This is a genomic window from Autumnicola edwardsiae (genome assembly GCF_031846505.1).
GTDB lineage: Bacteria > Bacteroidota > Bacteroidia > Flavobacteriales > Flavobacteriaceae > Autumnicola > Autumnicola edwardsiae.
Window position 1 is genome coordinate 1 of the sequence record NZ_JAVRHP010000057.1, and the last position, 21,744, is coordinate 21,744.

A 21,744-nucleotide genomic window follows, 5' to 3' on the forward strand; every position below is an offset into this window, starting at 1 on the left:
GTATTTTAAGACATGCATGCCTTTCAATTCGCAGGTTACACCAAGTTTTCGCTATAAGCTTTAGTAAAAATTATAATTTCTAATTCTTTCATTTCTTCACTCTTTCACTTCTTCACTTCTTTACTCCTTCACAACCTACAAACTTCTATCCCTGTCCCTTCGCTTTTCGTACTTTATATCACTTAATATTGAAGATTTTATCCCGATAAAGAAATTCCATGATTTTCTCTGGCTAAACGGCACCCAGCTAAAGTTTAGCCTCCAGCTTTCCAGGTCCCTGGCAAAACGTAACTGGGTATAGGTAAATCCTCCCAGTTTTACATCGAAACCAGATGAAGCTCCAATGGCCCACTTTGGAGAAAGTTCTACGTTTCCTGAGAACATGATTGAATGGGAAGTGATTTCATTTTGCCTGGCATTGTTGTTATAGGTCATCGTGTAGTTTACCCGAAAATCCCAGGGAATTTCATAATTATACCATTCACTGTTAACTTCCCTTTCCTCTCCATCATCAAAGGGATCTTCTTCATCTTCATAAAAGTCACCGTCCAAATCTGTACCTTTTCCAAAAAGGTCATCGGGCCGGCCTCCGTTTCTATAAGTATCGTTTTCAGATTCATCTTTGTTTTCGGTATCCTTGGAAAAATCTTTACTCGAAAAGGAATAACCAAAGCTGACATTGGCATTGGTAAAACGAAATAAACTCCCTCCATTATTGATATTAAGTTCGTCTATCCTGCGGTTATTGTTGTCCAGCGCATAGATATCCATTTGAGCAGCGACGTTTACTGTTAATTTATTTTCTATAACAGGAATACCTCCCCGCAATGAAATAGGGGACAGGCGCAAAGAATCGCCGGCAAGGTTGTACGACGTGCTCATGCTAAAGTTGTTAAGCAGCGTAACCTTTTTGGGTTCGGTTGCCGTACTGTCTTTGTCCCTTACCTTAGCTTCCAGGGTATTACTTATGCTAAGTCCAACCGAACTTGAGAAATTCCTTCCCGGTGCACCATATAAGGTTCCGTCAAACCTGGAATAATCCACCAAATTTATTTGATCTGGGTTTGCAGGATTTATTTCCTCAAACTGGTCGTAGTATTGATCAAAAGCCGGGTTGATATTGTAACTTACAGAAGGACGCATTACATGCCTTATGGCCTGTATCTTTTTATCCCCCCCAAAGTTCATTAATCCGTAAAGAGTGGTTCCAACGTTGGCATTAAAGTTATATGTGCTGAACCTGTCAAAACCGTTTATAGTGTCCCTTACCACGCTGTTGGTTTCTTCATCAAAAGAACGCTCATAGGTTTCAAAAACCCAGTTTTCTTCAAAACTGGCTCCCGTACTTACACTTAGATAATTAAAAAGTTTAAAATTGGTGGAAACAGGAATAGAATGTTGCGCACCATATATAGCGTCATCAAACATTTGTGGCGTAAAGAAAATAGAATCATAGGTGCTAATCCTGTTTTCTGCCCTTAAATTATATTGAAAGTTAATATTCTGTATAATACCTTTTTTTGCTCCAACTTCCGGTTCAAAAGGATAAATCCTGGACATACTTGCGGTAAGCGTGGGTAAGGTTAAGTTTACAACTCCTGTATTTGTGTTTTGTGAATGTCTCGCGGCGACACTAAGATTTACCTGAGGTTCCCCTTCAAAAGTCTTGGAATAAGAAACAGAGGAGTTTAGAGTATTGTTTAAGAAGTTACCTGTATTCTGTTGATTTATAGACTCCCTGTAATACTCACTACTTCCAAGGTTTACCGAAGCACTAAACCTGGAAGAGGGACTGGCCTTGGAATCCTGGCTGTGGGACCACCGGATGTTATAATTGGAACCTTCAGCAAAATCTGGAAACCCCCGCTCACTTTCCAAAAGCCTCTCATATCTAAAACTCACATTTCCACGGAAGTTGTAGCGCTTATTGTAATTGGATTCCAGATTAATGGCATAGCTCCCATTGGTATAATAATCTCCCACAGCCAAAAGATCTGCATAATCACTTATTGCAAAATAGTATCCCCCGTTCTGTAGGTAATATCCACGGTTATTACTATCCCCAAAAGACGGAATAATAAATCCTGAAGCCTCTTCTTCTGTCATTGGAAAATACCCAAAAGGCAGCCCTAAAGGTGTAGGCACATCTGCTATGTACATATTTACAAGTCCCGAAACAATTTTCTTGTCAGGTACAAACTTTATCTGGCGGGCATAAAAATAATAATCAGGATTATCCACATCTTCAGAGGTAGTAAAACGGACGTTCTGCATAAAATAAACCGAATCATTTTCCCTTTTCGTGACTTCTCCTCTTACATTAAAGTTAGCCTCCTGCGTTCTTGAATTATAAATTAATGCCCTTTCAGTATCAAAATTAAAGCGAATGGAATCGGGCTCCACCGTCTTTTGAGCCTGTTTAAATATAGGTTTCTGTGTGTAATTGCCCAGTGAATCCGGGATACCAAAGGCGTAGACTTCATTTCTGTTATTATCAATAACAATAAGCCCTGCATTTAAAACTATATCTCCATAAGTTACCTGTGCATCGTTGTAGAGGTACATTCGGTTCTCCTTTTGGCTAAGCCTAATGTAATCTTGTGCTTTGTAATCAACCCTGTCGGAAAGAAGACCGTTGCTCTGTGGCTGCGGAATAGTGTCTGCCATAATGCTATCCTGCAGCTTTATGGTTTGCGCCAGGGGAATACCTTCTCCTACAGATACGAGCGTATCCCTTTCAGCTTCTATCCTGATGCCGCTGATTGTATCTATTTCCTGAGCCGTTATAAATGAAGGGGATAACAGTATAAAAATACAGCAAAAAAGTATATAAGGTATATTTGTTTGCAATTCTTTAAGTACTATTTTTGTAAAGAGTGGCTTGCTTTTTGCGATTCAAAATTACATATATTTTTCCACCTAAGTTTTGTGAACAAGTGAAAAATAGTAATAAAATATTCAATCCAATTTTAGCGTTACTTTATTTATGAGGACGAGCCAGATTAAATTTTTCGTAATATTTCTTTTTGTTACATTTTCCAAGAACCCTTTCTACGCCAATGAGGTGCCGGAAAAGGATCGTTTTGTTGTTGTTCTTGATGCCGGTCACGGTGGTAAAGATCCCGGTAATATGGGTAACGGTTATAAAGAAAAGGATATTGCCCTTAGTATAATTCTTAAAATAGGAAAAGAGCTGGAGAGCCAGGGGGTAGAAGTAATCTATACCCGCAAAACCGACGTGTTTATTCCTCTTAAGAAAAGAACTCGCATTGCCAATGAAGCAAAGGCAGATCTGTTTGTTTCTGTTCATTGCAATGCCCACAGCTCACAGGCCAATGGAACCGAAACTTTTGTTCTAGGGTTAAGAAGAAGTAATGATAACCTTGAAATTGCCAAACGGGAAAACTCTGTAATTTATCTTGAAGACGATTATGAGGTGACTTATAACGGTTTTGACCCCAATTCTCCAGAGTCGTACATTGGACTGGCTTTAATGCAGGAAGAATATCTCAATCAAAGCATTCTTCTTGCTGATTTTATTCAGAAGAAATTTACTAACGAGCTTAGAAGAAAGAACCGTGGTGTAAAGCAGGATGTTTTCTTAGTTTTGCGTGAAGCGGTTATGCCAAGCGTCCTTATAGAAACCGGATTTCTTACAAACAACAATGAAGGGGCTTTCCTTAACAGCGGCAATGGCCAAAATAAGATGGCAACAGCAATTTCTCAGGCAATTATCAATTACAGCGAAAATATAAATCTTTCTACGCTGGAAAGCATAGAGGAAACCCGCGGAAACATAGAATCTACACCTGTGGCTTCAAGTGTCTACGACAATATAATTTTTAAGGTTCAACTTGCTGCCGGCTCCAAAAAAGTAGAAACCAATTCTTATAACTTCAGAGGTCTGGAAAATGTTTCCCGGGCAAAGGAAGGAAAGTTATTTAAGTATTATCTAGGCGAAACTTCAAATTATTTCAAGATTCAGGAATTGCATCAACACGCTATAACAAGTGGATACTCTTCAAGTTATATCGTCGCTTTTAAAGACGGCAGGAAGATTACAGTTAATGAGGCGTTAAAATCTAAGGTCAATTAGACGTACTCTTCTATTTTATTTCTAAATTTGTGCGTATTCTAAAAAATTAGCTTTTGAAGTATTCTAAAGAGGTAAAGACCGGCATACTGGCTGTTATTGCAATACTTGTACTTATCTTCGGTTATAGCTTCCTCAAAGGAAAAAATCTTCTTGACTCAAGCAGGGTTTTTCATGCCGTATATGATGACGTTGAAGGATTATCACGTTCTTCTGCAGTAACTATTAACGGCCTTAAGGTTGGACAGGTAACGCAAATAGATTTCCTTAACAATACCGGTTTACTCGTTGTCACCTTTACGGTAGACAACGATTTTCCATTTTCTGAAAACAGCGTGGCGCAGATCTATGGAGGTAATATTATAGGTGGAAAATCCCTTGCGATTGTTCCTACTTACGAAAAGGGCAACTTAGCCAAAACTGGCGATACGCTTAATGGAGATAGTGAGGAAGGCTTGATGGAGCTGGTAAATGACAGGCTTACACCGCTTCAGACCAAAGTTGAAAATACCTTAGTAAGTGCAGATTCTTTACTTACAGCATTAAATGTTATCTTAAACGACACTACCAGAAACAACATCAGGAAGACCTTTAGAGACTTTGGTGAAACAGCAAGTTCTATTAGAGGAACAGCAGAAACCCTTAATGGAATTGTGGAAGGAAATTCAGAAAAACTGGATAGGACTTTTACAAATTTAGATGAAATGTCAGGTAACTTCAGGAAGTTGTCAGATTCTCTTTCTACAATGAATGTAGGAGAGATGTCACGTGACATAGAAGGTATTATCGCGAATTTTGAAGAAGTTTCGAATAAAATTAATAGTGAAGAAGGAACAGCAGGAAAGCTCCTTAATAACGACGATGTCTATAATAATCTTGATCGTGCAACAAAACAACTGGAGGAGCTGCTTCAGGATATAAAACTTAATCCAAAGCGTTACGTTCATTTTTCAGTATTTGGAAAAAGAGCCAGGGGTTATACAGAACCCGAAGATTCTTTAAGATAACCTAAACCTAATGGAATTTATTCCCCAAATCCTATTTGCTATTGCCCTGGTGGCCGGAATTGCATTCTTTGCAAAAAATATTCGCCTGATTATCCGGAACATCAATTTGGGTAAAAAAGTTGAACGAAATGATAACCGCGGGGAACGTTTTGCAAGAATGGCCAGGATAGCTTTTGGACAAAGCGAAATGGTGCGCAGGCCTGTGTCTGGTATTCTACATGTTATTGTTTACTTAGGATTTATTATTATTAATATAGAAGTTCTAGAAATCATAATTGATGGGCTTTTTGGGACGCACAGGGTTCTATTTGCCATGGGAGACTTCTATGGAATTTTAATCGCTGCTTTTGAAATTTTGGCGTTCCTGGTTCTTTTGGGTGTTATAATTTTCTGGACGAGAAGAAATATTTCTAATATTTACAGGTTTCTTGGAAGGGAATTAAAAGGTTGGCCAAAGAACGATGCTAATTATATCCTCTATTTTGAAATGGTTTTGATGATCTTATTCTTAACCATGAATGCCACAGATTATCAATTACAGTTAAATGAGGTAGAACCTTACTATAATGAAGCCGGTTTAATGGGGTCTTTTCCTGTAAGCCAGTTCTTGCTTCCATTATTTGAAGGAATGAGTTCTTCAACTCTGGTCATTATAGAGCGTACAGCCTGGTGGTTGCATATTTTGGGAATTTTATTTTTCCTTAATTATCTTTATTACTCAAAGCATCTGCATATTTTACTGGCGTTCCCAAATGTCTATTTTTCGAAATTAAAACCTAAAGGAGAATTTAATAATTTACAATCGGTTACAGATGAAGTGAAATTGATGATGGATCCCGATGCAGATCCCTTTGCCGCACCGGCAGAAGGTGACAACGATGCAGAACCGGAAAAATTCGGAGCTTCAGATGTAATGGATTTAAATCGTGTTCAGCTCTTAAATGCATACACCTGTACCGAATGCGGAAGGTGTACCTCTGAATGTCCCGCAAATAAAACCGGCAAAAAGCTTTCTCCAAGAAAGATTATGATGGACACTCGTGACAGATTGGAAGAAGTAGGAGAGAACATCAACAAAAATGGCAGTTTTCAGGAGGATGGAAAACAATTGCTCGACGATTATATCTTAAGAGAGGAATTATGGGCATGCACAACCTGCAACGCCTGTGTAGAAGCATGTCCTGTGGGAATAGATCCACTTTCTATTATAATGGATATGAGGAGATATTTGGTCATGGAACAAAGCGCGGCCCCAAATGAGTTGGCAACGTCAATGACCAATATTGAAAATAACGGCGCGCCCTGGCCCTATAATCAGATGGATAGGTTAAATTGGGCGAAGGAGAATAATTAGACTGAAATTTACTCAAGAATAAATTAAGAATAAAAGCAATGGCAGAAGCATTAAAAGTTCCAACAATGGCCGAGTACATGGCAGAAGGTAAAAAACCTGAAGTTCTGTTTTGGGTCGGCTGTTCGGGTAGTTTTGATGATCGTGCAAAAAAAATAACCAAGGCTTTTGTAAAACTCTTAACCAAAGCCGGAGTAGATTTTGCAGTTTTAGGTACTGAAGAAAGTTGTACTGGCGATCCTGCAAAACGTGCTGGAAATGAATTTCTTTTCCAGATGCAGGCGGTTACCAACATAGAAGTACTTAACGGCTATGAGATTAAAAAGGTCGTTACGGCCTGTCCGCATTGTTTTAATACTATAAAAAATGAATATCCTGCCCTTGGTGGAAATTACGATGTGATGCACCATACGCAGTTTCTAAAATCCCTTCTTAACGAAGGTCGTCTTAAGGTTGAGGGAGGGAAGTTTAAGGGTAAAAGGATAACCTTCCACGATCCTTGCTATCTTGGTCGCGGGAATGGTGAATACGAGGCCCCACGTGATCTGCTTAGAAAACTGGAAGTGGAACTTGTGGAAATGCGCATGTGCAAACGTAACGGACTTTGTTGCGGTGCTGGTGGTGCGCAAATGTTTAAAGAGCCGGAACCGGGTACAAAGGATGTAAATATAGAACGTACAGAGCAGGCGATGGAAGTTAAACCTGAAGTTATTGCAGCAGGATGCCCTTTTTGCAATACAATGATGACAGATGGTATTAAAAATAAGGAAAAGGAAGATAGTATTGCCGTAATGGACGTTGCCGAAATGATTGCCGAGGCCCAGGATCTGTAATCTCCTGTTTTTTGTATTGATTGCATTCATTTGAAGGTCTGGAAGCCTAATTTCCTATTCCATTTTCTCTAAGCCTTCTGAAAAAATTTCTATTTTATTTTTTCTGCTGAAAAATCAGTTTTCCTGCCAATAGCAGGTCGAAAGTTGCCATTTTGGAAGCTTCGTATGAAGCAGATATACCGGAATTTTCCATTCCGGAGCATAGTAGAACCTTCAGCAGCAGTTTTTACAGAATAATTTGAGCAGTAAATTCAAAAAATCACCTTTTTCTTTTCTGAATGCCTTTCAACAGGTGTTTTATTCAGCTGAAAAATGCTTTTTGATCAAATTTACCTGGTGCAATATGAAAATTGACAATTTTCGACCTTCATCTTCAGAATATATGCGGAATAATAAAAGTTAAATTCCGGTACTATATTTGAAGGCACAGCATAAAAAAGTAGTTTTGTATAAATTTATCTAATCCGAACCATGTTAGTACCCTTTAATACATTACCCGATAGTTCCCGCATCTGGATCTATCAGTCAAATCGTTCTTTTACAGAAGAAGAACTTCAGGAAATCAATAAAAAACTTGAACTTTTTGTTCAGCGGTGGACAGCTCATGGAGCTGATTTAAAAGCAGGTTTTGAAATCAAATACAAACGTTTTATCATACTTGCCCTGGACCAGGAAGTAAATGCTGCTTCAGGATGTTCCATAGACGCTTCTGTTCATTTTATTCAGCAATTGGAAAAGGAATACGAGGTTGATCTTCTGGATAAAATGAATGTTTCCTATAAACAGGGTGATTTTGTAGCTTATAAAAATCTTACAGACTTCAGAAAAATGGCAAAGGAGAAAGCAGTTTCTCCAAAGACCATCGTTTTTAATAATCTGGTAAATAATAAAGCCGAATATCTTTCAGATTGGGAAGTTCCAGCATCTGAAAGCTGGCATAACCGCTTTTTGAATTAATGAAGTTGAGAGTAGCCCCAAAATTCCTATTTCTAGGTTCACTTTTCTTTTTTCTCACTACCAACTTATTTTCCCAGCAAAGGAATCCGCTGATAAGTAAAGAATTTTCTGCTCAAAAAGAGTGGGTGGATAGCATCTACACTTCTATGAGCTTAGAGGAAAAGATTGGCCAGCTTTTTATGGTAGATGTTTTTTCCAATGCACCGCAATCTAAAACAAACGAGATAAAGAAACTTATAGAAGAACAGCATATAGGCGGCGTTATTTTTTCCAAAGGAGGACCATTGCAACAGGCTAAACTCACTAATGAATTTCAGGCGGCATCCAAAGTACCGTTATTAGTGGGAATGGATGCAGAATGGGGACTGGCCATGCGCCTGGATTCCACTTTTGCCCTGCCCTGGAATATGACCTTGGGGGCCATTCAGGACAATTCTTTAATTGAAGAGGCCGGTGCCGCTATTTCCAGGCACGCCAAAAGACTTGGTGTGCACATTAACTTTGCGCCGGTTGTAGATATTAATACGAATCCTGAAAATCCAATTATCGGCAACAGGTCTTTTGGTGAAGACAAGGAAAATGTGACAGAAAAGTCGGTAGCGTTTATGAAAGGAATGCAACGGGAAGGAATTTTATCCAGTGCGAAGCATTTCCCGGGACACGGTGATACAGATTCTGACTCTCATAAAACACTTCCCACTATTTCTTTTTCCAGGAGCAGGATAGAGAATGTAGAGTTGTATCCTTACAAAAAACTTATAGAAGAAGGGCTTTCCAGCGTGATGGTGGCTCATTTAAATGTTCCTTCTCTGGAAGAGGAAAAAGGAACACCTTCTTCTTTAAGCAAAACGGTGGTCACCGATCTTCTCAAAAATCAACTTAAATTTAACGGACTCATTTTTACTGATGCGCTGAATATGAAAGGCGCTTCCAATTTTAGTAATCCGGGAGATATAGATCTTGCCGCTTTTCTTGCCGGTAACGATGTTCTACTAATATCTGAAGACGTACCGAAAGGAGTTGAGAAAATAAAAGAAGCCTACGAAGATGGAACTATTAGCGAACAGCGTTTAAGCCATTCGGTAAAGAAAATATTATTTGCAAAATACAGGGCCGGCCTGCACGATTATGAACCGATAAACTCTGCTTTTTTAATTTCAGAACTGCATAGCGTTCGTGATGATGCGCTTTTTGAAAAACTTACAGAAAGTTCGATTACTGTTTTAAAAAACAATACCGGGATCTTACCCTTCAAAAAACTTGGGGAAAAGAAATTCGCTTATGTGAATTTTGGAGATGGAGACGGTAGTGCATTTCTTGAACAGCTTAGAAAATATACAAAAGTAGATTGGGTAAGTGCCGTAAATCTGGAAGATTTGCTGGAGAAACTAAAAGATTATGACAGGGTTATAATAGGGTTTCATAAATCAGACGAACATCCCTGGACATCTTACAAATTTTCGCAAAAAGAAGTGCACTGGCTTTACGAAATTGCCCGAAGGAACACTACGGTGCTTAATATTTTTGTAAGGCCTTATTCTTTACTGGATATTCCCACTTTTACAGACCTTGAAGGGCTGGTGGTTGGTTATCAAAACAACGAAGTCGCACAGCAAAAAGTTGGACAGGTTTTATTTGGAGCTGTAAGAGCAAGAGGGGAATTACCGGTAAGTATTGGTAACGAATTTCCGGAAGGCACAGGTCTTAGAAGTAAAAATCTTAGCCGGCTTAGTTATGGTATTCCTGAGACTATGGGTATGAACTCTTATAAACTAAGGAAAATTGATTCAATTATTACTGATGCGATAGAAAAAAAAATGACTCCCGGAGCACAAATCCTGGTGGCACGCAAGGGAAAGGTAATATATAACCGCAATTTTGGGTACCAGACGTATAATAAGGAACTTCCGGTTACAGATACCACGGTTTACGATTTAGCATCCCTTACCAAGATCCTGGCAACTTTACCTCTTGTGATGGAGCAGGAGGAAAAAGGCATCCTTAGCTTTGATACGACCCTGGGGGAAATGCTACCCGTTTTTCAAAATTCGAATAAGGAAAATATAAGATTACAGGACATGCTTATGCATTATGCCCGTTTAAAAGTATGGATTCCGTTTTATATCTCAACGCTCGATAAGAAGACCCGAAAACCTTCAGACTTGTACTACAGTAAAGTTCCTTCAGAAGCATTTAATACGCATGTCGCTAAAGATATGTTTATAAGGAATGACGCTCAGGACACTATTTTGAGTGTTATAAGAGATAGTGACCTGGAGCGAAAAAAGGAATATAAATACAGTGATTTGCCTTTCTATATCTTAAAATATTACCTGGAAAGTTACTATGGAACTACTTTAAACAGTCTCACCCAGGAGAAATTTTACCGGCCTTTGGGAGCCAATTACACCGGATATCTTCCCATTACCCGATTTGGCCTGGACCAGATAGTACCTACCGAAGATGACCGACTGTGGAGGGCGCAAAAGGTGCATGGATATGTTCACGACCAGGGAGCCGCAATGCAGGGCGGTATTGGAGGCCATGCAGGATTGTTTAGCAATGCAAATGATGTTGCAAAAATGATGCAGATGTACCTGAATGGCGGTAATTATGGTGGTGAAAAATTTTTTGAGTCTGAAACCATTTCTAAATTTAATACCTGCTACTATTGCGACCAGGACGTAAGAAGGGGCGTGGGCTTTGACAAACCACAACTCGATGGTGTTGGTCCTACCTGTGGATGCGTTTCCTTAAAAAGTTTTGGGCACACCGGATTTACAGGAACTTTAGCATGGGCAGACCCCGAGGAAGAAATTATATATGTATTTTTGTCGAACCGAACTTATCCTGATTCCAATAACAGGAAACTTATAAGGGAAGATATCAGGTCTAAAATTCAAAAAGTGATTTATGAAGCTATAGATTTTTAATAAAAGAGAATCCTGTGGCGAAAATTGGTTTTTTAGGAAGGACATAATAAAAAAAGAAAATTAATGAAAATTGCTATTGTTTGTTATCCCACATTTGGTGGGAGTGGAGTCGTCGCCACAGAGTTGGGACTGGCGCTTTCCAGGAGAGGGCATGAAATCCACTTTATAACTTACAAACAACCGGTAAGGCTGGATCAACTTTCCAGTAATGTGAGGTTTCATGAAGTCAATGTACCGGAATATCCGCTGTTTCACTATCAGCCCTATGAGTTGGCACTCAGTAGCAAGCTGGTAAATATGGTTAAGCTTCACGGTATAGAACTATTGCATGTGCATTACGCTATTCCGCATGCTTATGCAGGTTATATGGCCAAGAAAATGCTGGAAGAGGAAGGAATTTTTATTCCAATGGTCACCACCCTTCATGGTACCGATATTACTTTGGTGGGAAGGCATCCTTTTTATAAACCTGCTGTAAAGTTCAGTATAAATAACAGCGATGTGGTAACTTCGGTTTCCCAAAGCCTTAAAGAAGATACTCTAAAATCTTTTGAAATTACTAAGGAGATAGAAGTAGTGCCCAATTTTATAGATGTGACCAAATACAAGCGTAAATCGTTTACCGATTGCCAACGAGAAATGATGGCTTTGGAAGATGAAAAAATTATCACCCATATTAGTAACTTCAGAAAAGTAAAGCGGATAGATGATGTTCTAAGGATCTTTTATGAAATCCAGAAGAAGGTAAAATCCAGGCTTATGATGGTAGGTGAGGGCCCGGAAAAAGAAATGGCAGAAGAACTGGTGAAGGAACTGGGAATCCTGGACAAGGTAATGTTCCTGGGGGAGAGCCATGAGATCGATAAAATCCTTTGTTTTTCAGATTTGTTCCTGCTTCCTTCAGAAAAAGAAAGTTTTGGGCTTGCTGCTTTAGAAGCTATGGTAAACAGTGTGCCTGTAATTTCTACAAATACAGGTGGCTTACCTGAGGTGAATATAGATGGTGTTACGGGATTTTTAAATGATGTTGGAGACATAAAAAAGATGTCAGAAAATGCAATTTCCCTGCTTTCAGATGAAGCTAAACTGGATAAATTTAAAGAAAATGCAAGGCGGGAATCACAACAATTTGATATACAGAAAATAGTGCCCCAATATGAAGCTCTTTATCAAAACCTGCTGAAAAAGGATAAAGTGCCCTCTTGAAAATGGAATGGATCAAACGATCTTTATAAAATAAAATTATTTGCAGGAAAAACTGGAATTTTGCAATTGTAATTTAAGCACAAAAAAGCAGAAGAAAAATCTTCTGCTTTTTTATGTTTTAAAGAAGCTTCATTTTAGAACTGATATCTAACACCTAAAGCAATATCTGGTGTAAAGCTGTCCACTACATCATAATCATTAAAACCTATTTCGGGACGTATATCAAGAGAAAGAAGGAGCGGTATATCAAAATTATATTCTATTCCTAAGTTTCCGGCTACTAAAAGAAAAGCACCGTCGTTGTATTCGCCATCCCTCTTGTCGTTAACGTTACCAACACCTGCCCCTGCACCTGCATACCAGTTAAATCCGTCTTCCAGGTTCCACAACCATTGATAAAGTCCTACGACTTTAAAAGAATCAAAACTATTATCATTCCTCCAGCCAAGATCAAACTCCAGACGGTTGTTGTTGGAACCTGTTGCTCTTTGATAGGAAACTTCAGCTCCATAGCCGCTTCCTCCTCCAAGACGAAGACCTATAGCGTTCTCTGCAATTTCCTGAGCTTTAACTCCTGTAAATGCTGCAACTGTTGTAAATGCTGCCAGTAAAAAGAACTTTTTCATTTTTGCTTTAAATTTTTTATTTGAGAAGCAAATGTAATCGTTACCACAAAGTGTCAATACCTACATTCGCCAATCAATTGTTAATTTTCTTTAATAGTGTGTTAAGCCAATCACACGAAAAAACGTATTTTAGCTTCTTTTATTATGAAGGAAAAGCTAAGAAATTTATCTAAAGATTTAGAAGGGGATTTATTTTACGATGATTTGTGGCGCTCGATATATGCTACAGATGCATCAGTCTACAGAGAGCTTCCACAGGCGGTTTGTTACCCGAAGAATGAAGAAGATCTACAATTGCTCATAAAGTTCGCCACAGAGAATAATACATCCCTGATTCCCAGGACTGCAGGAACTTCCCTTGCAGGACAATGCGTGGGAACCGGTATTGTAGTAGATGTGTCTAAATATTTTACAAATATCTATGAAATCAATATTAAAGAAAAAACGGTAAGGCTCCAGCCGGGGGTAATACGGGATGATTTAAACCGTATTTTAAAAGAACATGGATTGTTTTTTGGTCCTAATACTTCTACCTCTAATCGCTGCATGATAGGAGGGATGGTAGGTAATAACTCCAGTGGGACTACTTCAATTAAATACGGCACAACAAGAGAGAAAGTCGTCTCCCTCAAAACCCTTTTAAGTGATGGCAGCAAGGCTGAATTTAAGGCTCTTTCAAAAGAGGAGTTTGCAAAAAAACTTCAGCTTGAAAACCTTGAAGGGAAAATTTATCGGGAAATAGAAGAAAAGTTATCTCCCGAAGAAAACATAAAGGAAATAAAAGAAAAATTTCCGCCGCAGGAAATGCACCGCCGCAATACGGGATATGCTATAGATGACCTTGTATATTCCGAAGTTTTTGACAGTAATTCAACGAAAAAACTGGACTTGTGTAACCTGCTTTCGGGAAGTGAGGGGACTTTAGCTTTAACAACAGAAATTACTTTGCAGCTGGACCGGTTGCCCCCTCCAAAATCTTCTATGGTTGCCGCTCATTATACTTCTATAGAGGCTTGTTTACAAGCCGTTTTACCAGCTATGAAGCATCCGCTTTTTACCTGTGAAATGATGGATAAGACCATTCTGGATTGTACAAAGCAAAACCTGAAGTATAAAGAAAACCGTTTTTTTATTGATGGTGATCCTCAAGCAATCCTCATGTTGGAATTAAGGGCAAATAGCCAGGAAGAGCTTCAGCAACAAACACAGGAACTTATGGAAACACTGCGTAGTTCCGGTTTGGGATACGCATTTCCTGTTCTTATGGATGAGCAGATAGAGCTCGCACTGGAGCTAAGAAAAGCGGGACTGGGATTGCTTGGGAATATCATTGGAGACAGTAAAGCCGTGGCGTGTATAGAAGATACAGCCGTAGCCCTGCCTTATCTTGCAGATTACATTCTGGAGTTTAGCCAGGTAATGAAAAAATATGAGCAGGCAGCTGTTTACTATGCACATGCCGGGGCAGGAGAATTGCATTTAAGGCCAATTCTAAACATCAAGAAATCTGAAGACGTAAAGCTTTTTAGAAGCATTACTGAAGATGTGGCGAAATTGGTAAAAAAATACAATGGATCTATGAGTGGTGAACATGGTGACGGAAGGGTTAGAGCCGAATTTATTGAATATATGATTGGTTCTAAAAATTACCAGATCCTGAAGAATGTAAAATCTGTTTTTGATCCGAAAAATATATTCAATCCGGGAAAAATAATTGATGCCCCACCAATGGACACGTCCTTTCGTTACGCAGTGGATAGAAAGGAACCGGAGGTAGAGACTATAATGGATTTTTCTGAAACGGAAGGTATTCTTAGAATGGCAGAAAAATGCAACGGTAGCGGGGATTGCAGAAAATCTTCTGAAGCCGGGGGAACGATGTGCCCAAGTTATCGTGCAACAAAAAATGAAAAAGACACCACGCGGGCAAGAGCAAATGGTTTACGGGAATTTTTAACCAATTCTGACAAGAAAAATAAATTTGATCATTCTGAGCTTAAAGAAGTTTATGATCTTTGTATAAGTTGTAAAGGCTGTAAAAGTGAGTGTCCTTCCAGCGTAGATGTTGCAGCTTTAAAAGCCGAATTTCAGTATCAATATCAGAAAGCAAATGGCTTTAGTGTAAGAAATAAACTTTTCGTCAACAACGGGAAGATGAATAAACTAGGTTCCAGAATTCCAGGAGTTACAAATTTCTTCTTTAAGAATCCGTTGACTTCAGGAATAGCAAAAAAAACTTTTGGTATTGCAAAAGAGCGAAGCTTACCCAATCTTTCCAGGCAAACCGTTTCTGCTTATTATAAAAAGAACGAAAAGCGCCTGAAAGTTAAAAACCCGATAAAAACAGTGTATCTGTTTAATGATGAATTTACGAACTATCTGGATGCTGAGATAGGCATAGATACTTTAGAATTATTGAGCAAATTACGATACCAGGTGAAAATTACAGAGCATGAAGAAAGTGGCCGCAGCCACTTTTCCAAAGGTTTTCTAGATGAAGCCAAAGTTTTGTCCAATAGGAATATTGATATTTTTAAGGAACTAATTTCTGAAGAAACACCACTTCTGGGAATAGAACCTTCTGCAATACTCAGCTTTAGAGACGAATATCTGCGTATGGCCAATAACAAAGCCAATGCGGAAAAACTCTCTGTAAATTGTTTGCTAATAGAGGAATTTCTGAAAAAGGAAATCGCTCTGGGAAACATCAATGCATCTTCCTTTACTTCAGAAGAAAGAACAATAAAAATTCACGGGCACTGCCATCAGAAGGCGCTTTCGAACACATCTGTAACATTTAGCGTACTTAATCTTCCTGTTAATTATAAGGTCACCATTATACCTTCGGGTTGCTGCGGAATGGCAGGTTCCTTTGGCTATGAGGAAGAACATTATGAGGTCAGTATGAATATTGGCGAGCAGACCTTATTTCCGGCAGTAAGAAAAGCATCAGAAGAAACTATTATTGCGGCAAACGGAACAAGTTGCAGGCACCAGATAAAGGATGGAACGCAGCGCACTGCCAGGCATCCTGTGAGTATCTTAAGGGAAGCGCTCGTATAGAAATTTGAAATTGGTTTTGAAATTAGAATTATATTGCGTTCATTTTATGGCTATATTACTAATGCTATTAAATATTTACCAGAAAATAAGAACATAGATGTAATTATAAATGAGACCAGAGAGGATATGGTTGGCGCAACGGTAAGAGACCGTGGGGATTGAAATAAAGAAAAAGGAATTGAAGAAAATTTTTCAGCGTTTCTATCGCGTTGAGACAAAAAATAAAGATACTTATTCCGGTTTTGGAATTAGGCTATATCTGTCACAGGAAATAATAAAGAGACATCAGGGCAGGGTAACAGTAAATAGTGAGACCGTTGAAGGTTCAGAATTTATTTTTGAAATACCTTGTATAAATAAGAAAACAATGGCAAAAATTTTAATTGTGGATGATGATGCATCCATTGGATACATGATAAGGGATATTCTGGAATTCAAAGAGCACGAAGTTACTCTTTCTCAGAAGCCACTGGAGACCAAAGAAAATATTTTAAAAAATGATATTGAACTGGTTCTTCTGGATAAATTAATATCTGGTGTGGATGGAACAGAGGTTTGTTCAAAATTGAAGAACGACCAGGAAGTTTCGCAGGTCCCGGTAATTATGATGTCTGCCCTTCACAATGCTGCAGAGGATTGTAAAAATGCGGGGGCTGTGGATTTTATTTCCAAACCCTTTGACATGGAAACGCTTCTTTCCAGAATAGAAAATGTTTTGCAGTCAAAAGCTGAAAGTGATACGTAGTGATTAAGGGAATTATATTTTCCCTTTTTTGTTTCTTTTCTCTCCCGGAATGGTAATGGTGATAGCCGTTAAAGGATAAATTTCACCCTCTTTTTGCTGGTGTATATTTTTATAATGAAAAAGCTCCCAACGTTTGTTTTTGTATTCCAGAGCAGTTAAGTTTTCAATCCAGTCCCCGGAATTTAAATAAAGGCAGGTGCCTTTGTCATTTGTTTTTCTAATTATTTTAGGCTGATGGATATGGCCACAGATCACAAATTTGTAATTATTTTCAATGGCCAGGTCGGCAGCAGTCTTTTCGAAATCATGAACAGATTTTACAGCTGCCTTTACGCTGTTTTTAATTTTTTTGGAAAGCGAGTACTTCTTTTTGCCAATTTTCACCAAACACCAGTTAAGAAACCTGTTGAATAAAATGAGCAGGTCATATCCCCAACCTCCAAGTTTTGCTATCCATTTGGCATTTTGAATAGAAACATCAAATACATCTCCATGAAAAAACCAGGCTTTCTTACCATCCAGATTTAGCACCAGCTTGTCTACAATACTAAAAGCACCCAATTGCGTATCGCTGAATTTTCGCAGCATTTCATCATGGTTTCCTGTAAGATAAATAACTTCAGTTCCGCGGGTGCTTAAATCAATAATCTTTTTTATCACTTCCAGGTGAGCTTTTGGAAAATAACGTTTCCGGAATTGCCAGATGTCAATGATATCACCATTTAATATTAATTTTTTAGGATCGATACTCTCAAGATAATCACAGAGTTCTGCAGCATGACTTCCAAAGGTACCAAGATGTACATCAGAAATAACAACAATATCCAATTTTCTCTTTTGTGGCAACAGGTTCTGTTTAGTAGCTATAAAATTGAGATATTCCTGGGAGGAAAACTTTAGGCAGTAATTAAAAAAAGCTTACCTAAACTTTAAAAATCAGCTTCAAGCATTATGAACAGATTAATTGATTTTAGCCTTTCAAAAGTGGGTGTAAAAAATTACATTTGTTCAAAATCATAACTATGGCGGGGAATTCCTTCGGAAAATTATTTAGGCTTACCACATTTGGTGAGTCACACGGGCAGGCAATTGGAGGAGTTATAGATGGCTGTCCGGCCGGATTAAAGCTGGATCTGGAAAAAATTCAGAAGGAGCTAAACCGGCGTCGCCCGGGCCAGTCGGCAATTGTTACCCAAAGAAAAGAACCGGATACAGTAGAATTCCTGTCCGGAATTTTTGAAGAACAGACTACGGGAACTCCAATTGGTTTTATAATTAAAAATGCTAATCAAAAATCGAAAGATTATTCGCATATAAAAGACACTTACAGACCTTCTCACGCAGATTATACCTACGATGAGAAATATGGAGTAAGGGACTACCGTGGAGGAGGTAGATCTTCAGCCCGCGAAACGGCCTGCAGGGTCGTGGCCGGTGCACTTGCAAAACAAATTTTATCTGATATTGAAATTACTGCATATACCGCTTCTGTGGGAGAAATTGAACTCCAAAAAAGTCATAAAGAACTAGATTTTAGCGTGATTGAAACAAATCCCGTTAGATGCCCCGATACGGCAACTGCCGAAAAAATGGAATCTTATATTAAGGAAATTAGGGCCGAAGGTGACACTGTGGGAGGAACGTTGCAATGTATAATTAAGAACGTTCCGAAAGGCCTGGGAGAACCTGTATTTGACAAATTGCATGCAGAACTGGGAAAGGCCATGCTTTCGATAAACGCTGTAAAGGGTTTTGAGTATGGCAGCGGATTTGAAGGTACAAAAATGAAAGGGAGCCAACACAACGACCTTTTCAATAATGACGGCTCTACCAGGACAAACCTGAGCGGAGGCATACAAGGCGGAATCTCAAATGGAATGAATATCTATTTTAATGTAGCTTTTAAGCCGGTGGCAACAATAATGCAAAATCAGGAAACGATTAACGCACAGGGCGAATCTGTGGAAATGCAGGGAAAAGGAAGGCACGATCCCTGTGTAGTTCCCAGGGCAGTACCTATTGTAGAAGCTATGGCAGCTTTGGTTATTGCAGATTATATGCTTCAAAATAAATCTTCCAAATTCTAAAAATTTATTTTTATAACAGCCTACTATGAAGAAACTTGCACTGCACTGGCAGATATTACTGGGAATGGCTGCAGGAGTCATTTTCGCTTTAATACTTACCAATTTTAGCTGGGGAGCAGAATTTGTGAGCGACTGGATCAAACCTTTCGGGAACATTTTTATAAACGCTCTTAAGCTAATTGCAGTACCGCTTATTCTTGCTTCGCTCATCAAAGGAATTTCCGATTTAAAGGATATTTCGAAGCTTTCCAAAATGGGGACCAGGACAATAGTTACTTACATTATTACAACGGTGATTGCTATTTCCATAGGTTTGGGAATGGTAAATCTTGTGCAACCCGGGGGTTCTATTTCTGAAGAAACGAGGCAGGACCTGCTTACAAGTTATGAAGGGGACGCCTCGGGGGTGCAGTTAAACGCTGCAAGGCAAAGAGAAGCCGGGCCTTTACAAGCCCTGGAAGACCTGGTGCCAAGCAATATATTTGCTGCTGCCGGTGATAATGCCAATATGCTTCAGGTAATCTTCTTTGCAATTTTCTTTGCAATAGGACTTATTTTAATTCCGGAAAAAACAGCTAAACCTGTTAAGGACTTTTTTGATGGCTTTAATGAAGTTATCCTCAAAATGATAGACCTCATTATGCTCACTGCTCCTTACGGTGTTTTTGCGCTATTGGCCGCCCTGGTTGTGGAGTCGCCAAGCACTGACCTTTTTGCCGCCCTGGCAATGTATGCCTTGACAGTTTTACTGGGCCTTGCCTTAATGATTGGGGTATATGTATTACTAGTATGGGTTTTTACAAAAAACAAGCCTTCTTTCTTTATTAACGGAATTGCACCCGCTCAACTTTTGGCTTTTTCAACAAGCTCCAGTGCTGCAACCCTGCCGGTTACCATGGAAAGAGTAGAAGAGCATATGGGCGTGCATAAGGAGGTTACAAGTTTTGTTCTTCCAATAGGCGCAACAATAAACATGGATGGTACAAGTCTTTACCAGGCCGTTGCGGCTGTTTTTATAGCTCAGGCTTTTGGAATAGATCTTACGTTGGGAGCACAACTGGGAATTATTGCTACTGCAACGTTGGCGTCCATAGGATCTGCAGCAGTGCCTGGTGCAGGTATGGTGATGCTGGTTATTGTACTGGCCCAGGCAGGTATACCTGAGGCAGGACTAGCCTTGATTTTTGCTGTAGACCGTCCCCTGGATATGTGCAGGACCATGGTGAATGTTACCGGTGATGCCGCAGTTTCCCTAATGGTGGCGAAATCTGTTGATAAAATGGGAGAACCAAACGTAAAGGATTGGGATGATAATTATTCTGAAGCTAAACAATAATATTTCTTAATTCTCAGATCGTTTAATCCAGAAATTTAGCTTTAAGTTCCGGAGTAGGGATCATGCAATTCTCTTTTTTTCCAAACCATTTGTACCTGTTTTTTGCTATAAGATCATAGACCATATCACGGAAACCTTCAGGCAGTCCCAGAAAATTTTTCAGCAAAGAATATCCGCCGGAAAGATGGCGGGAGATCTCCAGTGCAGCCGTAGATTTTCGATAATACACCACACCGGGTTCAATAAGTATTACAGAATCTATAGCTTCGGGATCCAAACCTCTTTCGGCTACCATTTTTTTTCCGAAATCGCTCTGCAAAGAAGCGAACCGAAAAACATCTTTCTTATCGTGTTCGATAATAAATTTTACGGTACCATCACAAAGGTTGCACACCCCGTCAAAGAGGATTATTTTCTTATTTTTTGGTAATGCATCCATTGCCTAACATTATTAAATTCTTAAAATTTTAATGGTATTCCTTTTCTTTTTTAAAAAGTCTAATGCCTATTCTGTTTATATGCTCAATTAATTTCTCCTCTTTAATGTGATAGTAATTCACAAAATCAAATTTATAGGGTAAATAAAGATCATCCATATGAATGGAAATCTCCAGAATATCATTCAGTTTAAGATTTTTTCCTACCAACGCAATATCAATGTCTGAAGCTGCTTTAAAATTACCTTTTGCCCTGGATCCGAACAGGATAGCTTCTTCGACGTTTTCATTGTCTTCAATTACATAAATAATTTCCTTTAGATCATTTTTCTCTAAACCATATTTATACGCTCTATTTTTCATTCCTTAAGAATCTTTTTCTTCATTAAGCTTTTGATAAAGATCACCAAACAATCCTATGTAGGAACTTCTTATATCAATAATTATCTCTTTAGCTGTTTCTTCATTATAGGTATGACTGGTTAAATTTCTGCTTTTATGCATTTTCATCCATCCTTTTCCATCATCCAAGAATCCATCCTGGAAACTTTGTTCAATTACCGGGCGGGGGCCAATAATGTCTACGTAACCCTTGTCTTTCAGTAAATCCTGTAAAGTTTTCCAACTCAATTCATAAGTATATTCAAAAGCTTTAATGAGACCTTGTTCTTCCATCTCATTAAGCTCTTTTTCAGAAACAAATTTTTTCAACTGTTTATATGCTTTGCTGAAATTGTGAAATCTTTGCTTCCACCGGACATCCATTGTCATAACAACTAATTAATTGATATTAAAGATACAATTTTCTTCTGAGGCTATTTCTTCATGGCCTGTACCAGTTCCAGTTGATCTATGGAGACTGAAGTGGTGAACATTCCATAATTTACTATTGCTTTGCCTTTCTCGATCTTGTCCAGCGTTCCAACAGATTTGCTATCTTCCAGCCTTACACGATCTCCAATTCTAAGTGTCGCTTTCGGCTTATTTGCCTCTTTCTGGGCCACAGCTTTCTGTTTTTCCTTTTGTTCCTTTTTCTGCTTTCTTATCGGCTCAATTTTTTTAGCTACTTC

18 protein-coding genes and 1 pseudogene are annotated in these 21,744 nt (G+C 38.8%); 12 read left to right on the top strand and 7 right to left on the bottom strand.

Annotated features, from left to right (window positions below; all coding sequences use genetic code 11):
* Window positions 1-135: 135 nt before the first annotated feature.
* Window positions 136-2,850 carry a putative LPS assembly protein LptD gene (locus RM529_RS11195; protein ID WP_311484885.1) on the bottom strand — a complete coding sequence of 905 codons (2,715 nt, stop codon included), beginning with the start codon at window positions 2,848-2,850 and terminating at the stop codon, window positions 136-138.
* Window positions 2,851-2,986: 136 nt separating this feature from the next.
* On the opposite strand from RM529_RS11195, the gene RM529_RS11200 reads away from it, so the two are divergent.
* From RM529_RS11200 to bshA, 7 genes are all read left to right on the top strand, one after another.
* Window positions 2,987-4,096 (top strand): N-acetylmuramoyl-L-alanine amidase family protein, encoded by a 1,110-nt coding sequence (locus RM529_RS11200; RefSeq protein ID WP_311484886.1) that lies wholly within the window; start codon window positions 2,987-2,989, stop codon window positions 4,094-4,096.
* 53 nt (window positions 4,097-4,149) lie between these two features.
* Window positions 4,150-5,100 carry an MlaD family protein gene (locus RM529_RS11205; RefSeq protein ID WP_311484887.1) on the top strand — a complete coding sequence of 317 codons (951 nt, stop codon included), beginning with the start codon at window positions 4,150-4,152 and terminating at the stop codon, window positions 5,098-5,100.
* A 10-nt stretch (window positions 5,101-5,110) separates the two neighbouring features.
* Window positions 5,111-6,454 carry a 4Fe-4S dicluster domain-containing protein gene (locus RM529_RS11210; RefSeq protein ID WP_311484888.1) on the top strand — a complete coding sequence of 448 codons (1,344 nt, stop codon included), beginning with the start codon at window positions 5,111-5,113 and terminating at the stop codon, window positions 6,452-6,454.
* 38 nt (window positions 6,455-6,492) lie between these two features.
* Window positions 6,493-7,284, top strand: coding sequence for a (Fe-S)-binding protein (locus RM529_RS11215; RefSeq protein WP_311484889.1), 792 nt, complete (start codon window positions 6,493-6,495; stop codon window positions 7,282-7,284).
* A gap of 471 nt (window positions 7,285-7,755) precedes the next feature.
* The gene (locus tag RM529_RS11220; RefSeq protein ID WP_311484890.1) at window positions 7,756-8,241 is read left to right on the top strand and encodes an ABC transporter ATPase; all 486 of its coding nucleotides are present in this window, start codon (window positions 7,756-7,758) and stop codon (window positions 8,239-8,241) included.
* A complete protein-coding gene (locus RM529_RS11225; protein WP_311484891.1) occupies window positions 8,241-11,174 on the top strand; it encodes a serine hydrolase domain-containing protein in 2,934 nt (977 codons plus the stop codon). The genes RM529_RS11220 and RM529_RS11225 overlap by 1 nt, the downstream gene beginning before the upstream one ends.
* A 63-nt stretch (window positions 11,175-11,237) precedes the next feature.
* Entirely contained in the window at window positions 11,238-12,380 is a 1,143-nt protein-coding gene (bshA, locus tag RM529_RS11230) for an N-acetyl-alpha-D-glucosaminyl L-malate synthase BshA (RefSeq protein WP_311484892.1), read from the top strand.
* Between the two features lie 134 nt (window positions 12,381-12,514).
* On the opposite strand, the gene RM529_RS11235 is transcribed toward bshA, so the two are convergent.
* Window positions 12,515-13,006, bottom strand: a complete 492-nt coding sequence (locus RM529_RS11235) for a hypothetical protein (protein ID WP_311484893.1) — start codon at window positions 13,004-13,006, stop codon at window positions 12,515-12,517.
* A gap of 144 nt (window positions 13,007-13,150) precedes the next feature.
* Between RM529_RS11235 and RM529_RS11240 the strand changes: the two genes are divergently transcribed.
* The 3 genes from RM529_RS11240 to RM529_RS11250 are packed head-to-tail and all read left to right on the top strand — an operon-like array spanning window position 13,151 to window position 16,814.
* The gene (locus RM529_RS11240) at window positions 13,151-16,069 is read left to right on the top strand and encodes an FAD-binding and (Fe-S)-binding domain-containing protein (protein ID WP_311484894.1); all 2,919 of its coding nucleotides are present in this window, start codon (window positions 13,151-13,153) and stop codon (window positions 16,067-16,069) included.
* A gap of 33 nt (window positions 16,070-16,102) precedes the next feature.
* Window positions 16,103-16,231 (top strand): hypothetical protein, encoded by a 129-nt coding sequence (locus RM529_RS11245; RefSeq protein ID WP_311484895.1) that lies wholly within the window; start codon window positions 16,103-16,105, stop codon window positions 16,229-16,231.
* Between the two features lie 16 nt (window positions 16,232-16,247).
* Entirely contained in the window at window positions 16,248-16,814 is a 567-nt protein-coding gene (locus RM529_RS11250) for an ATP-binding response regulator (RefSeq protein WP_311484896.1), read from the top strand.
* A gap of 12 nt (window positions 16,815-16,826) precedes the next feature.
* On the opposite strand, the gene RM529_RS11255 is transcribed toward RM529_RS11250, so the two are convergent.
* Complete coding sequence (locus tag RM529_RS11255) at window positions 16,827-17,660, bottom strand: UDP-2,3-diacylglucosamine diphosphatase (protein ID WP_311484897.1); 834 nt, start codon at window positions 17,658-17,660, stop codon at window positions 16,827-16,829.
* Between the two features lie 176 nt (window positions 17,661-17,836).
* On the opposite strand from RM529_RS11255, the gene aroC reads away from it, so the two are divergent.
* Together aroC and RM529_RS11265 are read left to right on the top strand one after the other, a co-directional pair.
* Complete coding sequence (gene aroC, locus RM529_RS11260; RefSeq protein WP_311484902.1) at window positions 17,837-18,901, top strand: chorismate synthase; 1,065 nt, start codon at window positions 17,837-17,839, stop codon at window positions 18,899-18,901.
* Window positions 18,902-18,926: 25 nt separating this feature from the next.
* Complete coding sequence (locus RM529_RS11265) at window positions 18,927-20,237, top strand: dicarboxylate/amino acid:cation symporter (protein WP_311484898.1); 1,311 nt, start codon at window positions 18,927-18,929, stop codon at window positions 20,235-20,237.
* Window positions 20,238-20,259: 22 nt separating this feature from the next.
* Here RM529_RS11265 and RM529_RS11270 read toward each other — a convergent pair whose 3' ends face one another.
* The 4 genes and pseudogenes from RM529_RS11270 to RM529_RS11285 all read right to left on the bottom strand — a co-directional run.
* Window positions 20,260-20,676 (bottom strand): thiol-disulfide oxidoreductase DCC family protein, encoded by a 417-nt coding sequence (locus RM529_RS11270; RefSeq protein ID WP_311484899.1) that lies wholly within the window; start codon window positions 20,674-20,676, stop codon window positions 20,260-20,262.
* A 28-nt stretch (window positions 20,677-20,704) separates the two neighbouring features.
* Window positions 20,705-21,037: a nucleotidyltransferase domain-containing protein gene (locus RM529_RS11275; RefSeq protein ID WP_311484900.1), complete on the bottom strand. Its 333-nt coding sequence runs from the start codon at window positions 21,035-21,037 to the stop codon at window positions 20,705-20,707.
* A 3-nt stretch (window positions 21,038-21,040) separates the two neighbouring features.
* A complete protein-coding gene (locus tag RM529_RS11280) occupies window positions 21,041-21,445 on the bottom strand; it encodes a nucleotidyltransferase substrate binding protein (protein ID WP_311484901.1) in 405 nt (134 codons plus the stop codon).
* 44 nt (window positions 21,446-21,489) lie between these two features.
* Window positions 21,490-21,744 (bottom strand): annotated as a pseudogene (locus RM529_RS11285) (endonuclease MutS2); the annotation flags it as partial.

Bases quoted from the DNA above. Each gene is read 5' to 3' on its own strand.
- bshA (WP_311484892.1), top strand. From the start codon at position 11,238: ATGAAAATTGCTATTGTTTGTTATCCCACATTTGGTGGGAGTGGAGTC.
- aroC (WP_311484902.1), top strand. From the start codon at position 17,837: ATGGCGGGGAATTCCTTCGGAAAATTATTTAGGCTTACCACATTTGGT.
- RM529_RS11225 (WP_311484891.1), top strand. From the start codon at position 8,241: ATGAAGTTGAGAGTAGCCCCAAAATTCCTATTTCTAGGTTCACTTTTC.
- RM529_RS11240 (WP_311484894.1), top strand. From the start codon at position 13,151: ATGAAGGAAAAGCTAAGAAATTTATCTAAAGATTTAGAAGGGGATTTA.
- RM529_RS11235 (WP_311484893.1), bottom strand. From the start codon at position 13,006: ATGAAAAAGTTCTTTTTACTGGCAGCATTTACAACAGTTGCAGCATTT.
- RM529_RS11210 (WP_311484888.1), top strand. From the start codon at position 5,111: ATGGAATTTATTCCCCAAATCCTATTTGCTATTGCCCTGGTGGCCGGA.
- RM529_RS11280 (WP_311484901.1), bottom strand. From the start codon at position 21,445: ATGACAATGGATGTCCGGTGGAAGCAAAGATTTCACAATTTCAGCAAA.
- RM529_RS11265 (WP_311484898.1), top strand. From the start codon at position 18,927: ATGAAGAAACTTGCACTGCACTGGCAGATATTACTGGGAATGGCTGCA.
- RM529_RS11215 (WP_311484889.1), top strand. From the start codon at position 6,493: ATGGCAGAAGCATTAAAAGTTCCAACAATGGCCGAGTACATGGCAGAA.
- RM529_RS11200 (WP_311484886.1), top strand. From the start codon at position 2,987: ATGAGGACGAGCCAGATTAAATTTTTCGTAATATTTCTTTTTGTTACA.
- RM529_RS11220 (WP_311484890.1), top strand. From the start codon at position 7,756: ATGTTAGTACCCTTTAATACATTACCCGATAGTTCCCGCATCTGGATC.
- RM529_RS11270 (WP_311484899.1), bottom strand. From the start codon at position 20,676: ATGGATGCATTACCAAAAAATAAGAAAATAATCCTCTTTGACGGGGTG.
- RM529_RS11275 (WP_311484900.1), bottom strand. From the start codon at position 21,037: ATGAAAAATAGAGCGTATAAATATGGTTTAGAGAAAAATGATCTAAAG.